Origin of the sequence: Sphingomonas sp. (assembly GCF_023266535.1) — a bacterium.
In the GTDB taxonomy this organism is placed as follows: domain Bacteria; phylum Pseudomonadota; class Alphaproteobacteria; order Sphingomonadales; family Sphingomonadaceae; genus Sphingomicrobium.
In genome coordinates this window covers 1-17452 of the sequence record NZ_JAHFPY010000059.1, presented here as the reverse complement: position 1 = coordinate 17452, position 17452 = coordinate 1, and the positions used below count along the sequence as shown (strand labels likewise).

Here is a 17452-nt window from a genome sequence, read left to right as displayed (position 1 = left end):
TCGGCAAACCAATTGTCCTTCGGGATCGACAGTCTGCCGCGATCGAGCGTGAAGCCGTTGAGGTGCCTGGGCTTGCGGGTGAAGGTCGGCAGGGCGAAGCGCCGCCCCTTGGCGCCCATCTGCTCGTCGAGCTGGGCGAGGAACAGGCCAGTTAGGTCGCCGACCGCCTTGGCGTTCAGGAAATAGAATTGCATGAACCGCTCGACCGCGGACTTCCCCGGCCGGTCGGCATAACGCATCGCTTCCGCGATCTGCCGCTGCATGTCGAAGCCAAGCCGCTCCTCGGCCCGCCCGGCGATCAGGTGCAGATGACAGCGCACTGACCAGAAAAAGCGCTCGGCGCGCTCGAACCGGCGGAACTCTCCGGCGCTGAACAGGCCGCGATCGACCAGCTCGGCGGGCTGTTCCACGCCGAATACATATTTTCCGATCCAGTAGAGGGTGTGGAGGTCGCGCAGGCCGCCCTTTCCGTCCTTGACGTTGGGCTCGACGACGTAGCGGCTGTCGCCCATCCGTTCGTGCCGGACGTCGCGCTCGCCGAGCTTGGCCGCGACATAATCGCGCGCCGTCCCGGCAACGACTTCGGCCTGGAACCGCCGCATTGCCGCGTCGTGAAGCTCCTCATCACCCCAGATCCAGCGCGCTTCCAACAGCGCCGTGCGGACCGTGACGTCCTCCTTGGCCGCGGCAATCATCTGACCGGGGGTCCTGACCGACTGGCCGACCTTGAGCTTCAAATCCCACAGCAGGTAGAGCAGCACCTCGACCACCTGGCCGCACCAGGGCGACCCGCGGTCCGGGACCAGGAACATCAGGTCGAGATCGCTGAACGGCGCCATTTCGCCGCGGCCGGTTCCGCCCAGTCCGACAATCGACAGCCGGCATGACGAACTGGCCGGCCGGGGATGAATTCGCGTCGTCACCAAATCATAGGCCAGACGCACGATCTGGTCGGCGAGGAAGCAATAGGAGGCGGCGATGACCCGCCCCCGTCCGGGCTCGAGCGCGAAGCGGCGGGCAATTTCGGCGCGGCCCGCCTCGAGCGCGGTGCGCAGCAGCCCGCCGGCCGCGGCTTGCAAATCCTTGTCGGGAAGCGCCGCCAATTGCTCGCCCAGCGCCCGGCGATCGATGACCGCGCGCCGGTCGGCAATCAGCTGGTAGCGCGGCGGCTGGCGCATCAGCTCTCCGACACGAGCCTCTTCAAGGCATAGAGCGCTTCCAGCGCTCCGCGCGGAGTCAGCGAGTCCGGATCGATCGCGGCGATCGCCTCGATCAGCGGATCGGCTGCGGCCTGCTCGACCGTCTGGCTGGCGAACAAGGGCAAATCGTCGAGTCCGGCGGCAATGCCGCCGGTCGCATCGCGCCCTGCTTCCAGCTTGGCCAGCACCGCCTTGGCCCGGGCCAGGACCAGCGGCGGAAGGCCAGCCAGCTTGGCCACTGCAATGCCGTAGCTGCGGTCGGCCGGGCCGTCGCCGACTTCATGGAGCAGCACCAATTCGCCCTTCCATTCGCGAGCTCGCACATGATGCAGCGAAAGCGCGTCGAGCCGGTCGGCCAGCCGCGTCAGCTCATGATAATGGGTGGCGAACAGCGTCCGCGCCCTGACCTGGTCGTGCATCGCCTCGACCACCGCCCAGGCGATCGCCAGCCCGTCATAGGTCGACGTGCCGCGCCCGATTTCATCGAGGATCACCAGGCTTTGCGGCGTGGCCTGCGCCAGGATCGCCGCGGTCTCGACCATTTCGACCATGAACGTCGAACGGCCGCGGGCAAGATTGTCGGCGGCGCCGACCCGGCTGAACAGCCGGTCGACAATCCCGATCCTGGCCCTGGCCGCGGGAACATAACTCCCGGCCTGGGCGAGCAGGGCGGCGATCGCCACCTGGCGGAGGAAGGTCGACTTGCCGCCCATATTAGGGCCGGTGATCAGCCACAGGCGATCCTGGGCGCCGACCGAGCAATCATTGGCGACGAACCGCTCGCCTTCGGTGCGGAGCGCCTCCTCGACCACCGGGTGCCGCCCGCCTTCGATTTCCAGGCATGGCTGGTCGGTCAGGTGGGGCAGACACCAGCCGCCTTCCGCCGCGCGCTCGGCATTGCTGGCCGCGACGTCGATCCGGGCAATGGCGTCGGCGGTCGCGGCGATCCGTACGCCGGCGGCGACCGCCAATGCGGTCAGTTCCTCGAAATGCGCCGCTTCGGCGGCCAGCGCATGGGCCCCGGCCTCGACCACCCGGCTGGCTTCGGCATGGAGATCGGGCGAGTTGAACCGGACCACGCCGGCCAGCGTCTGGCGATGGGTGAAGCCGGAATCCGCGGTCATCAGCCGGTCGGCATGTTTGGCCGGCACCTCGATATGATAGCCGAGCACGGCGTTGTGGCGGATCCGAAGTGTCGCCACGCCGGTCGCGTCGCGATAACGCGCCTCGAGCGCCGCGATGGCCCTCCGCCCATCGCTGCCCGCCGACCGCAGCGCGTCGAGCGCCGCGTCGTATCCCTCGGCGATATAGCCGCCCTTGGCCGCATCGAGCGGCGGCGATTCGACCAGCGCGATCCCCAGCCGGTCGGTCAGCGCGGCATGGCCGCCAAGCTCGGGCAGCAGCGCCGCCAGCAAGTCCGGCCGATCCGGCTCTCCCTCAAGCTCCACCTTGAGCGCAGCCGCCGCCAATAGCCCGTCGCGCAGCAGGGCGAGGTCGCGGGGCGATCCGCGACTGGCCACCAGCCGTCCCAGCGCCCGGCCAATATCGGGCATGGCCTTGAGTGCTTCCCGCGTGCGGGCGCGCCGGATCGGTTCTTCATGCAGCCATTGGACCAAAGCCAGCCGCGCCTCGATCGCACGAATCTCGGTCAGCGGGGCCGACAGGTCGGCGGCCAGCAAGCGCCGGCCCGGCGCAGTGGCGCAGCGGTCGATGCAGGCCAACAGGCTTCCTGCCACCGTTCCGGCCTGGCTGCGGCAAATCTCCAGGCTGTCGCGCGTCGCCGGATCGATCGCCATATGCTCCGCTCGCGCGATCCGCCGCGGCGCGGAGAGAAAAGCGACGGCGTCCTTTTGGGTGGCGTCGAGATAGGCGAGCAGGCCGCCGGCCGCGGCCAGCTCGGCCCGGCCCGGCGCGCCGAAGCCGTCGAGCGTGGCCACACCGAAACGTTCTTTCAGCGCGCGCTCGCCGGCCAGGCTGTCGAACCCGCCCTTGCCCTCGGTCGTATCGATCCCGGGCACCTTTTCGGCGGCGACGGTTTCGGCCGGAGACAGGCGCGCCAGCTCGGCCTGCAATTCGCCGGGCCCACAGGCGACCAGTTCGAACCGCCCGGTCGAGATGTCCGCCGCCGCAATGGCCCATTCGCCTGCCCCGGGGCCCGATCCGGGGTCGCCGGCCCGCGCCACCGCCGCCAGCCAATTGGCGCTGGCGCCATCGAGCAGCGTCTCCTCGGTCAGCGTTCCCGGCGTCACCAGCCGGATGATCGCCCGCTCGACCAGCGCCTTGGACCCGCGCGCCTTACGGGCTTCGGCCGGGCTCTCGGTCTGCTCGGCGATGGCCACGCGGAACCCGCCGCGGATCAGGCGGGCGAGGTAGGACTCGGCGGCATGGACCGGAACGCCGCACATCGGCACTGGTTCGCCGCCATCCTCGCCGCGCCTGGTCAGCGCAATGTCGAGGCAGGCCGCCGCCGCCCTGGCGTCGTCGAAGAACAATTCGAAAAAATCGCCCATCCGGTAGAACAGCAGCGCGTCGCCGGCCTCGGCTTTCAGCCGGTGATACTGCGCCATCATCGGCGTCTGCTTGGGGGATGGATCGTCGGCGCGGGCCATTGGCCCGACCGTAGTGGCTAACGCGCCGCCGTGAAATGGCCTATGCGGCCCCGGTGGGGCTAATAATCACCATCCTGTTCGTAACCGTTGGGCTGCTGCTGCCGTGGATTGTGGCGCTGTCGCTGCGGCTCAGGGCAATGGGCACCGACGTGTTCGTCGGCCAGATGGGCTGGCGGCCGATCATCCATTCGACGCTGGCCTTCGTCGTCGCTTTCAACCTGACCTTCTTCATCCAGGAACTGTTCCTGGTGCTGCCCAAGGCGATTGTGCCGGGCCTGCACCCGACCCTGTTTCACAACAACCATGAATGGGTCGGCAATGCGCCGATTGCCGAGCTATACCAGGGCACCGGCGCGCTCGCGATCCTGGCCAGCGGGCTGATCTTCGCAGTCATCGCCGCGCACCGGCAAAGGCCGTCCTTCTTCATCCTGTGGATGGCGTTCAACGGCCTGTTCCAGTCACTGCCCCAGTTCGTCGTCGGGGCGATCGTGGCCGGCAACGATGTCGGCCGCGCCTATGATTATCTCGGGCTTGGCACGGCGGGCGAAACCATGGCCGCGCTCACGGCACTGGCCGCGATGCCGGTCGCGGGAATCTGGCTCGGGCGGCAATTCCTCAGTGCTGCCTGGGACCAGCGGCAGCTGGGCAGCTACTGCTGCCGATTCGGTTTCCTGCTGCGGATGGCCGGCCTTCCGACGCTGGCCGCGCTGCCGCTGATCATCCTCTATCGCGTGCCGAGAGAAGCGATCGAAGTGCTTGCGCCGCCGGTGCTGGTGCCCCTGTTCGGCTACGGCTGGACCCAGATCGCCGCCTTCCGGCCCGGCGGAGCCAGGGCGCGCGGCCGCCATCCCGAGGCGATCGTTCCGCTGCTGGTTTCGGCGCTCATCCTGCTGGCATTTTTCCAGCTGGTGCTGCGCCACGGGATCAGCTTCTAGGGCGTCCAGCCTTGCCCTAGCGTCACCGGCCCGCCTAAAGCGCCTCCAACGGGAGAGCGAATTGAGCGAAAGCAACGTCAAGTTCACGCGCGCCGAGGCGCTGGATTTCCACGCCCGCGGGCGGCCGGGCAAGATCGAGATCATCGCCTCCAAGCCGATGGCGACCCAGCGCGATCTCAGCCTCGCTTACTCGCCCGGAGTCGCCGTCCCGGTCGAGGAAATCGCGGCCGATCCGGGCAGGGCCTATGACCTTACCGCCAAGGGCAATCTGGTCGCGGTCATCTCCAACGGCACCGCCATTCTCGGCCTCGGCAACTTGGGCGCGCTGGCGTCGAAGCCGGTGATGGAAGGCAAGGCGGTGCTGTTCAAGCGTTTCGCCGACGTCGATTCGATCGACCTCGAAGTCGACACCACCGATGCCCAGCGCTTCATCGAATGTGTCGAGCTGCTCGGCCCCAGCTTCGGCGGCATCAACCTTGAGGATATCGCTGCTCCCGACTGCTTCATCATCGAACAGGCGCTGAAGGAGCGGATGAATATCCCGGTGTTCCATGACGACCAGCATGGCACCGCGGTGATCACCGCCGCCGGCCTGATCAACGCCTGCCACCTGACCGGCCGCGAGCTCAAGGACATCCGCGTCGTGGTCAACGGCGCCGGCGCGGCAGCAATCGCCTGCACCGAGCTGATCAAGGCGATGGGCGTGCCCCATGACCATGTCATCATGTGCGACCGCAAGGGCCCGCTCTACCCGGGTCGTGAAGGAATGGACCAGTTCAAGTCGGGCCATGCGGTGCCCACGGAGGCCCGCTCGCTCAAGGAAGCAATGGTCGGTTCGGACGTTTTCCTCGGCCTCAGCGCGGCCGGCGCGGTGACGCCCGACATGGTCGAGGCGATGGCGCCGCAGCCGATCATCTTTGCCATGGCCAATCCGGACCCGGAAATCTCACCGCCCGACGCCAAGAAGGCGCGACCCGACGCGATCGTCGCTACCGGCCGGTCGGACTATCCTAACCAGGTCAACAACGTCCTCGGCTTCCCATTCATCTTCCGCGGCGCACTCGACGTGCGGGCGACGGCGATCAATGAGGAAATGAAGATTGCCGCGGCGCAGGCGCTGGCAGATCTCGCCAGGGCCGCGGTGCCAGAGGAAGTGGCGGCGGCCTATGGCGGTGTCAGCCACAGTTTCGGCCCCGACTACATCATCCCGGCACCGTTCGACCCGCGGCTGATCGAAATCGTGCCCTGCGCGGTCGCCCAGGCGGCAATGGACACGGGAGTCGCCCAGCGGCCGATTGCCGACATGGAGGCCTATCGCCAGACGCTGCGCGCCCGGCTCAATCCGACCAGCTCGATCCTGAGCCTCGCGTTCGAAGCAGCCCGGACCAACCCCAAGCGCGTGCTGTTCGCCGAGGGCGAGGAAGAGAATGTCCTGCGCGCGGCGATCGCCTTCAAGGAAGGCGGCTACGGCACGCCGGTGCTGGTCGGCCGCGAGGACGTCTATGACAAGCTGGCCGAGCTCGGGGTCGACGATCCCAAGAGCTACGAGGTGCTGAACAGCCGCAACTCGCCGCTGGTTGGCCGCGCCGTCGACTATATTTACGCCAAGCACCAGCGCCACGGCATGCTGCGCCGCGCGGTCGAGCGAATGGTCAACCAGGACCGCAATACCTTCGCAGCGGCGATGCTCGCGATGGGCGAGGGCGACGCGATGATCACCGGCACTACCCGCCCGTTCAGCGAGTCGCTGCGCCAGGTCCGCTGGGTGATCGACGAAGAGGATTGCGCCACGCCGTTCGGCGTCCACGTCGTCTCGGCGCGGGGCCGGACGGTGATGATCGCCGATACGGCGGTGACGGAGCGGCCGACCGCCGAGCAATATGCGGCGATCGCCATGCGCGCCGCCACCTTCGCCCGCCGGATGGGGCAGGAACCGCGCGTCGCCTTCATCAGCTACACCACCTTCGGCAATCCGCCGGGACGTCACATCGCGGAGCTGCGCGATGCGGTGAAGCTGCTCGACACGCTGCAGACCGACTTCGAATATGAAGGTGAAATGGGCCCGGACGTCGCCCTCAATCACGAGGCGCAGCGCAAATATTATCCGTTCAGCCGCCTCACCGGGCCGGCCAACATCCTGGTCATGCCGGGGCTGCAGTCGGCCAACATCAGCTCCAAGCTGATCCGGGCGCTGGGTGGCGAAATCGCGCTCGGGCCTTACCTGATGGGGATGAGCTTGCCGGTCCAGATCGCGTCGATGACCGCGACCAGCTCCGACCTGGTCACGCTGGCGGTATTGGCTGGCGGCGGCGCCGATGCCATTCGCAAAGCGCCGGAGCGGGCGAAGAAGGTATAGCGCGAGGCGTTTTGCGGGCGTAGGAGGGGCGCTTCCCAAAGGGGAGATTGACCATGCTCGTCACCCGGCGTCACTTTGCGATCGGCGCCGCGGCAGTTGCGTCCGCTTCCGCGGCCAAGTCACCGGCGCTTATTGCTACCTCGTCTCAGGCCCTGGGTCCGTTCTACCCGATTGTCCGTCCCGCCGATCATGATGCCGACTTGACCCGCATCAAGGGCCGTAGCGGGATTGCCATGGGCCAGCCGATCAACGTAATCGGCCGGATCGTCGATCTTCATGGCAACCCGGTCCGCGGGGCCAGCCTCGACATCTGGCAGTGCAATGCGGCCGGCCGCTACGCCCATCCCGGCGACACCGCCAACCCGGCGGCGCTCGATCCCAATTTCCAGGGCTTTGCCAGGCTGGCTTCCGACCGTGATGGCCGGTTCAAGTTCCGCTCGGTCAAGCCGAAGGACTATGACACGCCGATCGGCCGACGAACGCCCCACATCCATTTCTCGATCGACGGCCATTCCGAGCGGCTGGTGACGCAAATGTATTTCCCGGGCGAGCCGCTCAACGACATCGATTTCCTGTTGAAGGATGCCTCTCCGAAGGAAAGCGTCATCGCCGAGGCGATCGACCGCTTGTCCGGCGATCCGCAAGCGCTGGCCTTTCGCTGGACGGTGGTGCTCGGCCTCGGCTGAGTTCGGACCCTAAATTCGCTCGACCTGGCTGACGCCGTCGGCGGCGCGCAGTGCCGCGATCAGGCTGTGGAGGTGGGCGAGGTCGTGCACCTCGACGTCGACATGGAAGGTGTGGAAGCTGCCGTCGCGGTGGGCCAGCACCAGGTTGACGATGTTGGCACCCTTGGCGCCAAGGATGCTGGCCATTTCGCCCAGCGCCCCGGCGACGTCGCGCAGGATTACCACCAGCCGGGCGGTGCCGCCGTCCGACCGGTCGCCCCAGGCCAGGTCGAGCCAGTCAGCATCGACTCCGCTGGCCAGCTTGTCGCAACCGATGACATGGACCTCGATCCCCTCATCCTCGCGCCTCAGGCCGACGATCCGATCTCCGGGGATCGGGTGGCAGCAGCTGGCGAGGTCATAAGCGACGCCGGGTGTCAGCCCCTTGATCGAAATCGCGGTCATCTGGCCGAGCGGTCGCGGGGTGACGTCTCCGCCCGCCGAGCCCGGCATCAGCGCCTCCATCAGCTCGACATCGCTGACCGATCGCCGGGCAACCTTGATCATCAGCGCGTCGGCATCCTCGACCTTCAACGTCTTGATGGCGCGCTTCAGCGCATCGCCGCCGAGCGGGGCGGGCAGGCGGGCGACGATCTCGTCATAGATTTTGCGGCCAAGTTCGATCGTCTCGTCGCGCTCCTTGTGGCGAACGAAGCGGCGGATGCCCGCGCGTGCCTTGCCGGTGACCACGAACCGCAGCCATGACGGCTGTGGATGCTGGGCCTCGGAAGCGAGGATTTCGACCTGGTCGCCATTGTCGAGGATGGTCCGTAGCGGCACGACGCGGCCATTGACCTTGGCACCGACCGTCTGGTCGCCAAGGTCGGTGTGGACCGCATATGCAAAGTCGACCGGGGTCGCGCCCTTGGGCAGCTGGATCAGCTCGCCGCGCGGGGTGAAAGCGAAGATCCGGTCCTGGTACATCGCCATCCGCGTGTGCTCGAGCAGCTCTTCGGGGCTGCCGGCATGGTCGAGGATTTCGACCAGGTCGGAGATCCACGGCACCTTGATGTCGTCGCCCGGCTTATTCTCCTTGTAAGCCCAGTGGGCGGCCAAGCCGCGCTCGGCCTGGGCATGCATCGCCTTGTCGCGGATCTGGATTTCGATCCTCGATTTTGAATCGTGGATGACTGTGGTGTGCAGCGAACGGTAACCGTTGCGCTTGGGTGTCGAAATATAGTCCTTGTAGCGGCCGGGAACCATCGGCCAGCGCTGGTGGATCAGGCCGAGCGCCTGGTAGCATTCGTCGGGGCTGCCGACGATCACCCGGAACGCCATCACGTCCGACAATTGCTCGAAGCTGATGTGCCGCTCGGCCATCTTCTTCCAGATCGAGTAAGGATGCTTCTCGCGGCCGGTGACTTCGGCCTCCAGGCCATGGTCGGACAGGTGCAGTTGCAGCCCGAGCCCAATGCGGTTGACCAGGTCGCCGCCGGCCTCATGCAGCTGCTGTAGCCGGCGGGTGATCGAGGCGTAGGCGTCCGGCTCCAGCTCGCGGAAGGCCAGCCCCTGCATCTCGTTCATGATTTCATACATGCCGATCCGCTCGGCGAGCGGGGCATAGATATCCATCGTCTCCTTGGCGATGCGGCGGCGCTTCTCCTCCGACTTGATGTGGTGGAGGGTGCGCATGTTGTGCAGCCGGTCGGCCAGCTTGACCAGCAGCACGCGGATGTCGTCGCTCAGCGCCAGCAGGAATTTGCGGAGGTTTTCCGCCGCTCGCTCATTTTCCGACTGGGCCTCGATCTTCGAAAGCTTGGTCACTCCGTCGACCAGCCGGGCGACGTTCGCTCCGAACAGTTTCTCGATCTGCTCGGGGGTCGCGACCGTGTCCTCGATCGTATCGTGGAGGATTGCGGTGACGATGGTCTCGTCATCGAGCTTCAGGTCGGTGAGGATGCCCGCTACTTCGATCGGGTGGCTGAAATAGGGGTCGCCCGACGCGCGGACCTGGGCGCCATGGGCCTTCATCGAGAAGACGTAGGCGCGGTTGATCAGCGCCTCGTCGGCGTCAGGGTCATAGGCTCTGACCCTCTCGATCAGCTCATACTGCCTCAGCACCATGGCAATGTGGGGTAGCGCGCATGTATTTCGCAAGCGCGAAAAAAATGGCCAGCTCCTGCGCCCACGGGGTGGGGGAGGAACCGGCCATCGCGGCCCTCGGGGGCGGGCCGTCCTTTACAGGAGTCGCGCGCGTGCGGCACGGCTCGGGGAGTGGGTTGAACCTTAGTTGGCGTGGGCCAGCTCGGCCGTCGCGCCGCCGGCCTTGGCATTGCACTTGTCGAGATCGGCGCCGGCAATCGCCTGGCCGTTGGCGGAGAAGCTCTCCAGGCGTCCGGCGCGCTTGGCGAGGTCCTGGCAGATGACCAGCGGACGGCTGGCGTCGGTCGAGCCAAAATAGGCGCCGGCGTTGAGCGTCCAGCTGATGTCCTTGCCGATGATCTTGGCGGCAGTCGGGGCGGCGAGCGGCTTGGCCGCATAGTTGGCGGCGGCAGCCGGCGCGGCGGCCAGCACAGTTGCGGCGATAAGGGCGGCGAAGCGGGTCATTGCAACCTCGGAAATTTGCGTTTCAGGATGAAACTGTCTAGCAGGACCGGGTTGCAACTTGCAACTGTTATTTTGCGTTGGATCGTGCATAAAGGTGGTTGGGAGAGGTGGGTGCGTTGAATCGTCATCTGGCTATCAAGGCCGAACCGGACATTGAGGCGTTCAAGGCCGCGGCGCTGCGCTGCCCCCTGCCGTCCGCGGTCGAATTGATCGGCGAGAAGTGGGCTTTCCTGATTCTGCGCGGAGCATTGAACGGCCTCCAGCACTTCGAACAGTTCCAGGCGGCGTTGGGCATTGCCCGCAATATATTGTCCAATCGCCTGGCCAAGCTGGTCGAGGGCGAGATCCTCGAGCGCTGTCCCGACCCGGCCGATCGTCGCAAGGTGGTCTATTCGCTGACCCAGAAGGGCGAGGCGCTGCTGCCGGTCGTATTGGCGCTGCGCCAATGGGGCGAGGATTGGGGCCACGGCTGCCAGGAGATTTTCCTGGCCGACAAGCGCGATGCCAGGCCGGTCAAGCGGATCTGCGTCCAGGCCCATGACGGCCGCGAGCTCAAGCTGCACGATATGATGTGGGTTAATCGCAACACCGGCACCACGTTCAAGCACGGTGACAAGATCGATTGATAAAAAAAGGCGGCCCGGAAGCCGCCTTTTCAGATTCTCACGAGCGCGCGAAGGTTATTCGTAATCGCCTCCCGACGGCGTCGGACGCGGCGGAGCCGCAGCGGTGAGGCGCAGCGCCTCGGCCGATTCGCTGAGGCTCGCCAGCTCGTCCGTCTCGTCATCCTCGTCGACGCGGACGCGCTGCAGGTTGGAAACGATCGCTTCCTCAAGATGCTTCGGCTTGACCGTCGTCTCGGCAATCTCGCGCAGCGCGACCACCGGATTCTTGTCGCGGTCGCGGTCGATGGTGAGGTCGGCACCACCTGAGATCTGACGGGCGCGCTGCGCCGCCATCAGCACCAGGTCGAACCGGTTGGAAACCTTGTCGACACAATCTTCGACCGTCACGCGCGCCATTGTCGCTTTCGCCTTCTTGAAAAACCCTGCGGGATGGGGAGGCGGCGAGATAGGGATCGCGGCCCCAAGAGTCAATGAAATCGAGCCTGCCGGCCTCGGCTCAGTGCCTTGCCAGCGGGCGCGGCGCCCCCCTAGACGGTTGCCATGGCCGAACTGCCCGAGCCCGTTTCCGATCGGACCATGCTGGTCGACGGCAACCGCCTGACCCTATTGACCGAAGGGCCGGAGCTGCTGACGGCGCTGATCGCCCTGATCGATGGGGCGCAGCGCTCGATCCGCCTGCTTTATTATATCTACCGCGGCGACCATTCCGGGGAGCTGGTATATGCGGCGATGGAACGCGCGCTCGACCGTGGTGTCACCGTATCGCTGCTGGTCGACGGCTTTGGCGCCCATACGCGCCAGGGATTTTTCACCCCCCTGACCGAAAAGGGGCTGACCTATTGCCGCTTCCACCCCACCTTCGGCCGCCGCTACCTGATCCGCTGCCACCAGAAGCTGGCCCTGGCCGACGAGGAGCGGGTGCTGGTTGGCGGCTTCAACGTCGAAGACAGCTATTTCGGGTCGATCGCCGACGGCGCGTGGCGCGACTTGGGATTGCTGGTGGAAGGACCGGCGGCTGCGCGGCTGGCGCCCTATTATGACGAGCTGATCGGCTGGTCGCTGGTCAAGGGAGCCCGCATCCGGGCGCTAAACCGCATCATCCATCGCTACAGCGAGAACCATGGAACCCTGCAATGGACCTTCGGCGGCCCGACGCGGGGCATGTCGCCGTGGGCCCGGGCGACGTCGCGCGATTTGCTGACCAGCCGCGATGTCGAGATGATCGCCGCCTATTTCGCCCCGACCTGGGCAATGCTCCGGCGGATCGGCCGGGTCGGCAAGCGCGGGCGAGCGCGGATCATCACCGCCGCCAAGTCCGACAATCATGCTACAATCGCCGCCGCTCGCTACACCTACAAGAACCTGCTCCGCCGCGGGGTCGAAATCTTCGAATATCAGCCGACCAAGCTTCACTCCAAGCTGGTGGTGCTCGACGACATCGTCCACATCGGCTCATCCAACTTCGACATCCGCAGCCTTTATCTGAACCTCGAAATGATGCTTCGGGTAGACGATCCCGAATTCGCCCAGCTGCTCCGCAATTTTTTCGAGCAGGAATTGGAACAGAGCCTGCCGATTACCGCCGAACTCAACCGCGAGCGTTCAGGCTGGTGGACCCGGCTTGTCCAGGCGATCAGCTTCTTCCTGGTGACCAGCGCCGATTATTCGATCACGCGCCGGCTGAATCTGGGAAAAGTCTAGGAGCGGTCGCGCCAGGCCCAGAACAGGGTCGCCGGCGGTACATTGGCCCATTCGAAGCCGCGATCGATCCGCTCGAAATGGGGCGCGATAAAATCGCGCACCTTGGGGCTGAACTGATAGACCAGGAAGGCGCCGCCATGGCGGATTGCCCGGCCGGTCGCCGCGCCGATCTCGTCGCCGACGCCGGGCGGAAGGGTCGAAAAGGGCAGGCCCGACAGGATGTAATCGGCGTGGTCGAAGCCATATTCGGCGATAATCTTCTCGACGTCGGCGGCCGAGCCATGAACGGCGATGAACCGGTCGTCGTCGATGTCGCCGTTCAAATAGTCGATGAAGTCCGGATTGGTGTCGATCGCGATCAGCTTGGCGTCGCGATTAAGCCGATCGAGGATCGGCCGGGTAAAGGTGCCGACGCCGGGGCCATATTCGACGAACAGCTGGCAAGCCGACCAGTCGACGGGTTTAAGCATCTTGTCGATCAGGATGCGGCTCGACGGGATGACCGACCCGACCATCACCGGATGCTTCAGGAATCCGCGCAGGAACTGCCATTTCGGGCTCTTGCGGCCCCGTCCGGCGCGCAGCCCATGACGGCGTTTGCCATTCAACTGGTTGGCGCGGGTGGCGTTCAAGTCGGGCTCCAATATTGGTCGAACAGTGGCTGGCGTTGGCAAATCGGCGCGCACTTGGCAAGCGATTGGGCGGCTTTCCCACACCCCTCGCCCGGCTTATGGGCGATGAAATGCTGCTTTTGCCCGACAGGCCGCGTGTAGCCGGAAGCGCCCTCACCACCCGGCACTTCCTATTGCTCTACGCAGCCATGCTGGTCGCCGCGGCGGGGAACACCGCACTGCAATCGGTCATGCCGGCGATCGGGCGGGAAATCGGAATCGCCGATTTCTGGGTCACGGTTTCCTACACCTGGTCTGCGGTGCTGTGGGTCATCCTCGCGCCCTATTGGGCGCGGCAGAGCGACAAGCACGGCCGCAAGGCGCTGACCCTGGTCGGCGTCGGCGGGTTCATCGCCGCAAATATGCTGTGCGGCCTGGCGCTGCTCGCCGGCCTGAAAGGCGTGCTGGCCGGCGGGCTGACCTTCGGCGCCTTCGCCATCTGCCGGGCGATCTACGGTTCGCTCGGGTCGGCCACGCCGAGCGCGACCCAGGCCTATCTCGCCTCGCGAACCCGCCGCACGTCCAGGGTCGAGGCGCTGTCGGCGCTGTCGAGCAGCTTCAGCCTTGGCACCATTGTCGGCCCGGCGCTGGCGCCGCTGTTCGTGCTGCCGATCGTCGGCCTTGCCGGTCCGCTGTTTGTGTTCGCCCTGATTGCCGTCATTGTGTTCGTCGCAATCGTCATCGGCCTGCCTGACGACACCAAGCCAAGGCACGGACACCGCAGCGGCCATGGCGCGGCGATGAGCTATCCCTCGCTGGCCAGCGCGCCCACCGGTGCCAGCGTCATCGCCGCTACTCGGCCCAGGGGGAAGGAGCTTAGCTGGAAGGACCCGCGCATCCGCAGATGGATCACCGCCGGGGTGATCGCGGGTCATGCCCAGGCCGCGACCCTGGCCTGCATCGGCTTTTTCGTCATCGATCGGCTGCACCTCGCCCCGCACGGGTCGGAAGAGGAGATCTCGATCGTGATGATGGCCGGGGCTGCCGCCACGCTCGCCGCGCAATGGGGCCTGATCCCGCGGCTCCACCTGAGCTCGCGATCGCTGATCCTGTGGGGCTCGCTGATTGCCGCCAGCGGCCTTGTCGTCACCATGTTCGCCAGCGACCTTTACGGAATCGTCCTTGGCTTTGGACTGACCAGCCTTGGCTTCGGCTTTACCCGCCCCGGCTTCACCTCGGGCGCCAGCCTGGCGGTGCCTTTGGCCGAGCAGGGCAGCGTCGCCGGCGTCGTTACGGCCGCCAATGGCTCGCCCTATGTGCTGGCTCCGGGGGTCGGCATGCTGCTTTATGCCGCCGACCCGCACTGGCCGTTCGCCGCCGGGGCGGCCTTGCTGGTCGGCCTTGCCCTATGGGCCCGCGGACGGCTCGGATGATGATTGTCTTGTCGGGCAAATCGGCGCATTTTCCTGCCGGGTTTGGGGAGAGGACAAATGAACTTGCCGATGACGTTGCTGGCCGCGCTTGCGCTCCAGGGAACTCCTTCACTCACACCGCTCAGCATCGAAGGCCAGGCGACCGATGCGACGGGCGACCTGCGCTACTACCGGGTGGCGGCCGGCGATCTTGACGGGGACGGGCGGGCCGACAAGGCGATCCTCAAGGTCCGCTGCGCCGACGGAATTGCGGTCGAAGCGGCGATGACGCCGCGCGATTCGGCGAGCGGGCTGCCGACCGGCAAGCGGCAACACAAGCCGATCGTCCTGGTCAAGGAATGGGGTGCGGCCAGTCCGGCCCTGATCGGGGCCAGGGTCGGCTATGACGTCAAGAAGGTCGAAGGCACCGGCGCCAGGGCTGGCTACGATGTCAAGAAGGTCGAAGGGACCGGCGCCAGGTCCTGGGAGGATGACTGGACGCCGGTCACGCTGAACAATTCCGCGCCGCTTTGCAGCCTGGCGACCGCCAAGCCCTGATCCGGCACCTCCTATGGCCCCGAGGGCGGCTCGCCGCCCCCGCCTGATCCCGGCTTGCCGGGTCCGCGCGGGCGGAGCATTCCTGGCAGCACGAAGCCGATCCCGCCGACCGGTTTCACCGCATCGGACTTCAGCGTCTCCTGGATCCGGGCATAGTCGTTCAGCATCTCCTCGGTGACCGAGGCGCGCGTCTCCTTTAGCGCCGCCTCGAAGTCGGCCATCGTCACCTTCGGGCTGTCGAGCGACCGGCGCAGCGCGGTCAGGCCCGCCCGGCGCGTCAAATCCTCGAGGTCGGCACCGGTGAAATTTTCCGTCCGCTGGGCGAGACTTTCGAGGTCGACGTCCTTGTCGAGCGGCATGCCCTTGGTGTGGATCGCCAGGATCCGGCGCCGGCCGGCGGTGTCGGGCGTTCCGACATAGACCAGCTCGTCGAACCGGCCAGGCCGGAGCAGCGCCGGGTCGATCAAATTGGGCCGGTTGGTGGCGCCGATCAGCACGACATTGTTGAGCTCTTCCAGCCCGTCCATTTCGGCCAATATGGTGTTGACCACCCGCTCGGTGACCTGCGGTTCACCTAGTCCGCCGCCACGGGCCGGGACCAGGCTGTCGAGCTCGTCGATGAAGATCACCGTCGGCGCGACTTGCCGGGCGCGGGCGAACAGCCGGGCAATCTGCTGCTCGCTTTCGCCATACCATTTCGACAAGAGATCGCTCGACTTGGTGGCGATGAAATTGGCCTCGCTCTCGCGCGCGGTCGCCTTGGCCAACAATGTCTTGCCGGTACCGGGCGGGCCATAGAGCAGGAAGCCCTTGGCCGGACGGATCCCGAGCCGCTTGAACGCATCGGGATGCTTGAGCGGTAGCTCGACGCCTTCGCGCAGCTTGTCGCGCGCCTCGTCGAGCCCGCCAATATCGTCCCAGCCGATGTTGGGCACTTGCACCATCACTTCGCGCATCGCCGAGGGCTGGACGCGCTTCAGCGCATTGTCGAAATCGTTCGCCTCGACTGACAGGCTGTCGAGCACTTCGGTCGGGATGGTCTGCTCGGCAAGGTTCAGCTTGGGCAGGATTCGCCGCACCGTTTCCAGCGCCGCCTCGCGGGCCAGCGCGGCGATGTCGGCGCCGACAAAGCCGTAGGTCCGCCGCGCCAGTTCATCGAGGTTGACGTTTTCGGCCAGCGGCATGCCCCGGGTATGGATTCCGAAGATTTCGCGGCGGCCGCGTTCGTCGGGCACGCCAACGACAATTTCGCGGTCGAACCGGCCGGGACGGCGCAGCGCCTCGTCGATTGCATCCGGCCGGTTGGTGGCGGCGATGACCACCAGATTCTGCCTTGGTTCGATCCCGTCGAGCAAGGTCAGCAACTGGGCGACCAGACGCTTTTCCGCCTCGCCACTGACCTGGTCGCGCTTGGGCGCGATCGAGTCGATCTCGTCGATAAAGATGATCGACGGCGCGTTCTGCGCGGCTTGCTCGAACAGTTCGCGCAGCTTCTTCTCGGACTCGCCATAGGCCGAGCCCATGATTTCCGGCCCGGCGATGTGGAAGAATTGCGCGTCGCTTTCATTGGCGACGGCGCGGGCCAGCAGCGTCTTGCCGGTGCCGGGCGGGCCATATAGCAGCACGCCCTTGGGCGGATCGACACCCAGCCGCTGGAACAGTTCAGGGTGGCGTAGCGGCAGTTCGACCATTTCACGCAACTGGTCGATCGTGTCGCACATTCCGCCAAGGTCGTCATAGGTGACGTCGGCCCGGCGTTCGCCCTCCTTGCGCTCGGTAAACTCTGGCAGCAGCTCGACCTGGGTATTGCCGTCGATGTGGACGATGCCGCGCGGCGCGGTCGAAACCACCGTTAGCCGCACCTCCTGCAGCGCGAAGGCAGGGGCGTTGATCATCTGCCGGATATGGTCGGGCATGTCGGCATTGACACGTTGGTGACCGGCGGTGGCGAGGGTGTCGCCCGCGCAGAACGGGCGTCCCTCGAAGCTGCGCTTCAGCGCCTGGGCCGAGCCCTGCAGGCGGATATTGTTCTGCGCCGGCGCGAAGGTGACCTTGGCCGCGGGCTTGGAATCCGCCTTGAGGACTTCGACAAAATCGCCCGATCCGATGCCGGCATTGGCGCGCTGCAGTCCGTCGAGCCGGATGATGTCGATGCCTTCGTCCTCGCCATAGG

At 66.2% G+C, this 17452-nt stretch carries 13 protein-coding genes and 1 pseudogene; 7 read left to right on the top strand and 7 right to left on the bottom strand.

Annotated elements, in window-relative coordinates; genetic code table 11:
* Positions 1-1178, bottom strand: a pseudogene (locus tag Q0C64_RS09990) (bifunctional uridylyltransferase/uridylyl-removing protein); the annotation flags it as partial.
* Positions 1178-3808 (bottom strand): DNA mismatch repair protein MutS, encoded by a 2631-nt coding sequence (mutS, locus tag Q0C64_RS09985; RefSeq protein WP_294123335.1) that lies wholly within the window; start codon positions 3806-3808, stop codon positions 1178-1180. The pseudogene Q0C64_RS09990 and the gene mutS, both read right to left, overlap by 1 nt.
* Positions 3809-3843: 35 nt before the next feature.
* Between mutS and Q0C64_RS09980 the strand changes: the two genes are divergently transcribed.
* The 3 genes from Q0C64_RS09980 (at position 3844) to Q0C64_RS09970 (ending at position 7785) form a co-directional block, all read left to right on the top strand.
* Complete coding sequence (locus Q0C64_RS09980) at positions 3844-4743, top strand: hypothetical protein (protein WP_294123332.1); 900 nt, start codon at positions 3844-3846, stop codon at positions 4741-4743.
* Positions 4744-4804: 61 nt separating this feature from the next.
* Positions 4805-7099 carry an NADP-dependent malic enzyme gene (locus tag Q0C64_RS09975; RefSeq protein WP_294123331.1) on the top strand — a complete coding sequence of 765 codons (2295 nt, stop codon included), beginning with the start codon at positions 4805-4807 and terminating at the stop codon, positions 7097-7099.
* A 53-nt stretch (positions 7100-7152) separates the two neighbouring features.
* Positions 7153-7785 carry a hypothetical protein gene (locus Q0C64_RS09970; RefSeq protein WP_294123329.1) on the top strand — a complete coding sequence of 211 codons (633 nt, stop codon included), beginning with the start codon at positions 7153-7155 and terminating at the stop codon, positions 7783-7785.
* Between the two features lie 9 nt (positions 7786-7794).
* On the opposite strand, the gene Q0C64_RS09965 is transcribed toward Q0C64_RS09970, so the two are convergent.
* Positions 7795-9885: a bifunctional (p)ppGpp synthetase/guanosine-3',5'-bis(diphosphate) 3'-pyrophosphohydrolase gene (locus Q0C64_RS09965; protein WP_294123344.1), complete on the bottom strand. Its 2091-nt coding sequence runs from the start codon at positions 9883-9885 to the stop codon at positions 7795-7797.
* A 165-nt stretch (positions 9886-10050) separates the two neighbouring features.
* Positions 10051-10371: a hypothetical protein gene (locus tag Q0C64_RS09960; RefSeq protein ID WP_294123326.1), complete on the bottom strand. Its 321-nt coding sequence runs from the start codon at positions 10369-10371 to the stop codon at positions 10051-10053.
* A gap of 152 nt (positions 10372-10523) precedes the next feature.
* Between Q0C64_RS09960 and Q0C64_RS09955 the strand changes: the two genes are divergently transcribed.
* Positions 10524-10997 (top strand): helix-turn-helix domain-containing protein, encoded by a 474-nt coding sequence (locus Q0C64_RS09955; RefSeq protein WP_294123340.1) that lies wholly within the window; start codon positions 10524-10526, stop codon positions 10995-10997.
* 54 nt (positions 10998-11051) lie between these two features.
* Here Q0C64_RS09955 and rpoZ read toward each other — a convergent pair whose 3' ends face one another.
* The gene (gene rpoZ, locus Q0C64_RS09950; protein WP_249915729.1) at positions 11052-11393 is read right to left on the bottom strand and encodes a DNA-directed RNA polymerase subunit omega; all 342 of its coding nucleotides are present in this window, start codon (positions 11391-11393) and stop codon (positions 11052-11054) included.
* A 144-nt stretch (positions 11394-11537) separates the two neighbouring features.
* On the opposite strand from rpoZ, the gene Q0C64_RS09945 reads away from it, so the two are divergent.
* On the top strand, positions 11538-12698 hold the full coding sequence (locus Q0C64_RS09945) for a phosphatidylserine/phosphatidylglycerophosphate/cardiolipin synthase family protein (RefSeq protein WP_294123316.1): 1161 nt from the start codon (positions 11538-11540) through the stop codon (positions 12696-12698).
* On the opposite strand, the gene Q0C64_RS09940 is transcribed toward Q0C64_RS09945, so the two are convergent.
* On the bottom strand, positions 12695-13213 hold the full coding sequence (locus tag Q0C64_RS09940; protein WP_294123338.1) for a methyltransferase: 519 nt from the start codon (positions 13211-13213) through the stop codon (positions 12695-12697). The two genes, Q0C64_RS09945 and Q0C64_RS09940, sit on opposite strands and share 4 nt — an antisense overlap.
* A 227-nt stretch (positions 13214-13440) precedes the next feature.
* Here Q0C64_RS09940 and Q0C64_RS09935 point away from each other — a divergent pair, with 227 nt between their 5' ends.
* Complete coding sequence (locus Q0C64_RS09935; RefSeq protein ID WP_294123314.1) at positions 13441-14742, top strand: MFS transporter; 1302 nt, start codon at positions 13441-13443, stop codon at positions 14740-14742.
* Positions 14743-14799: 57 nt separating this feature from the next.
* Positions 14800-15279 (top strand): hypothetical protein, encoded by a 480-nt coding sequence (locus Q0C64_RS09930; RefSeq protein WP_294123312.1) that lies wholly within the window; start codon positions 14800-14802, stop codon positions 15277-15279.
* An 11-nt stretch (positions 15280-15290) separates the two neighbouring features.
* Here Q0C64_RS09930 and Q0C64_RS09925 read toward each other — a convergent pair.
* A partial coding sequence (locus Q0C64_RS09925) for a CDC48 family AAA ATPase (RefSeq protein WP_294123310.1) occupies positions 15291-17452 on the bottom strand: 2162 nt, incomplete at its 5' end.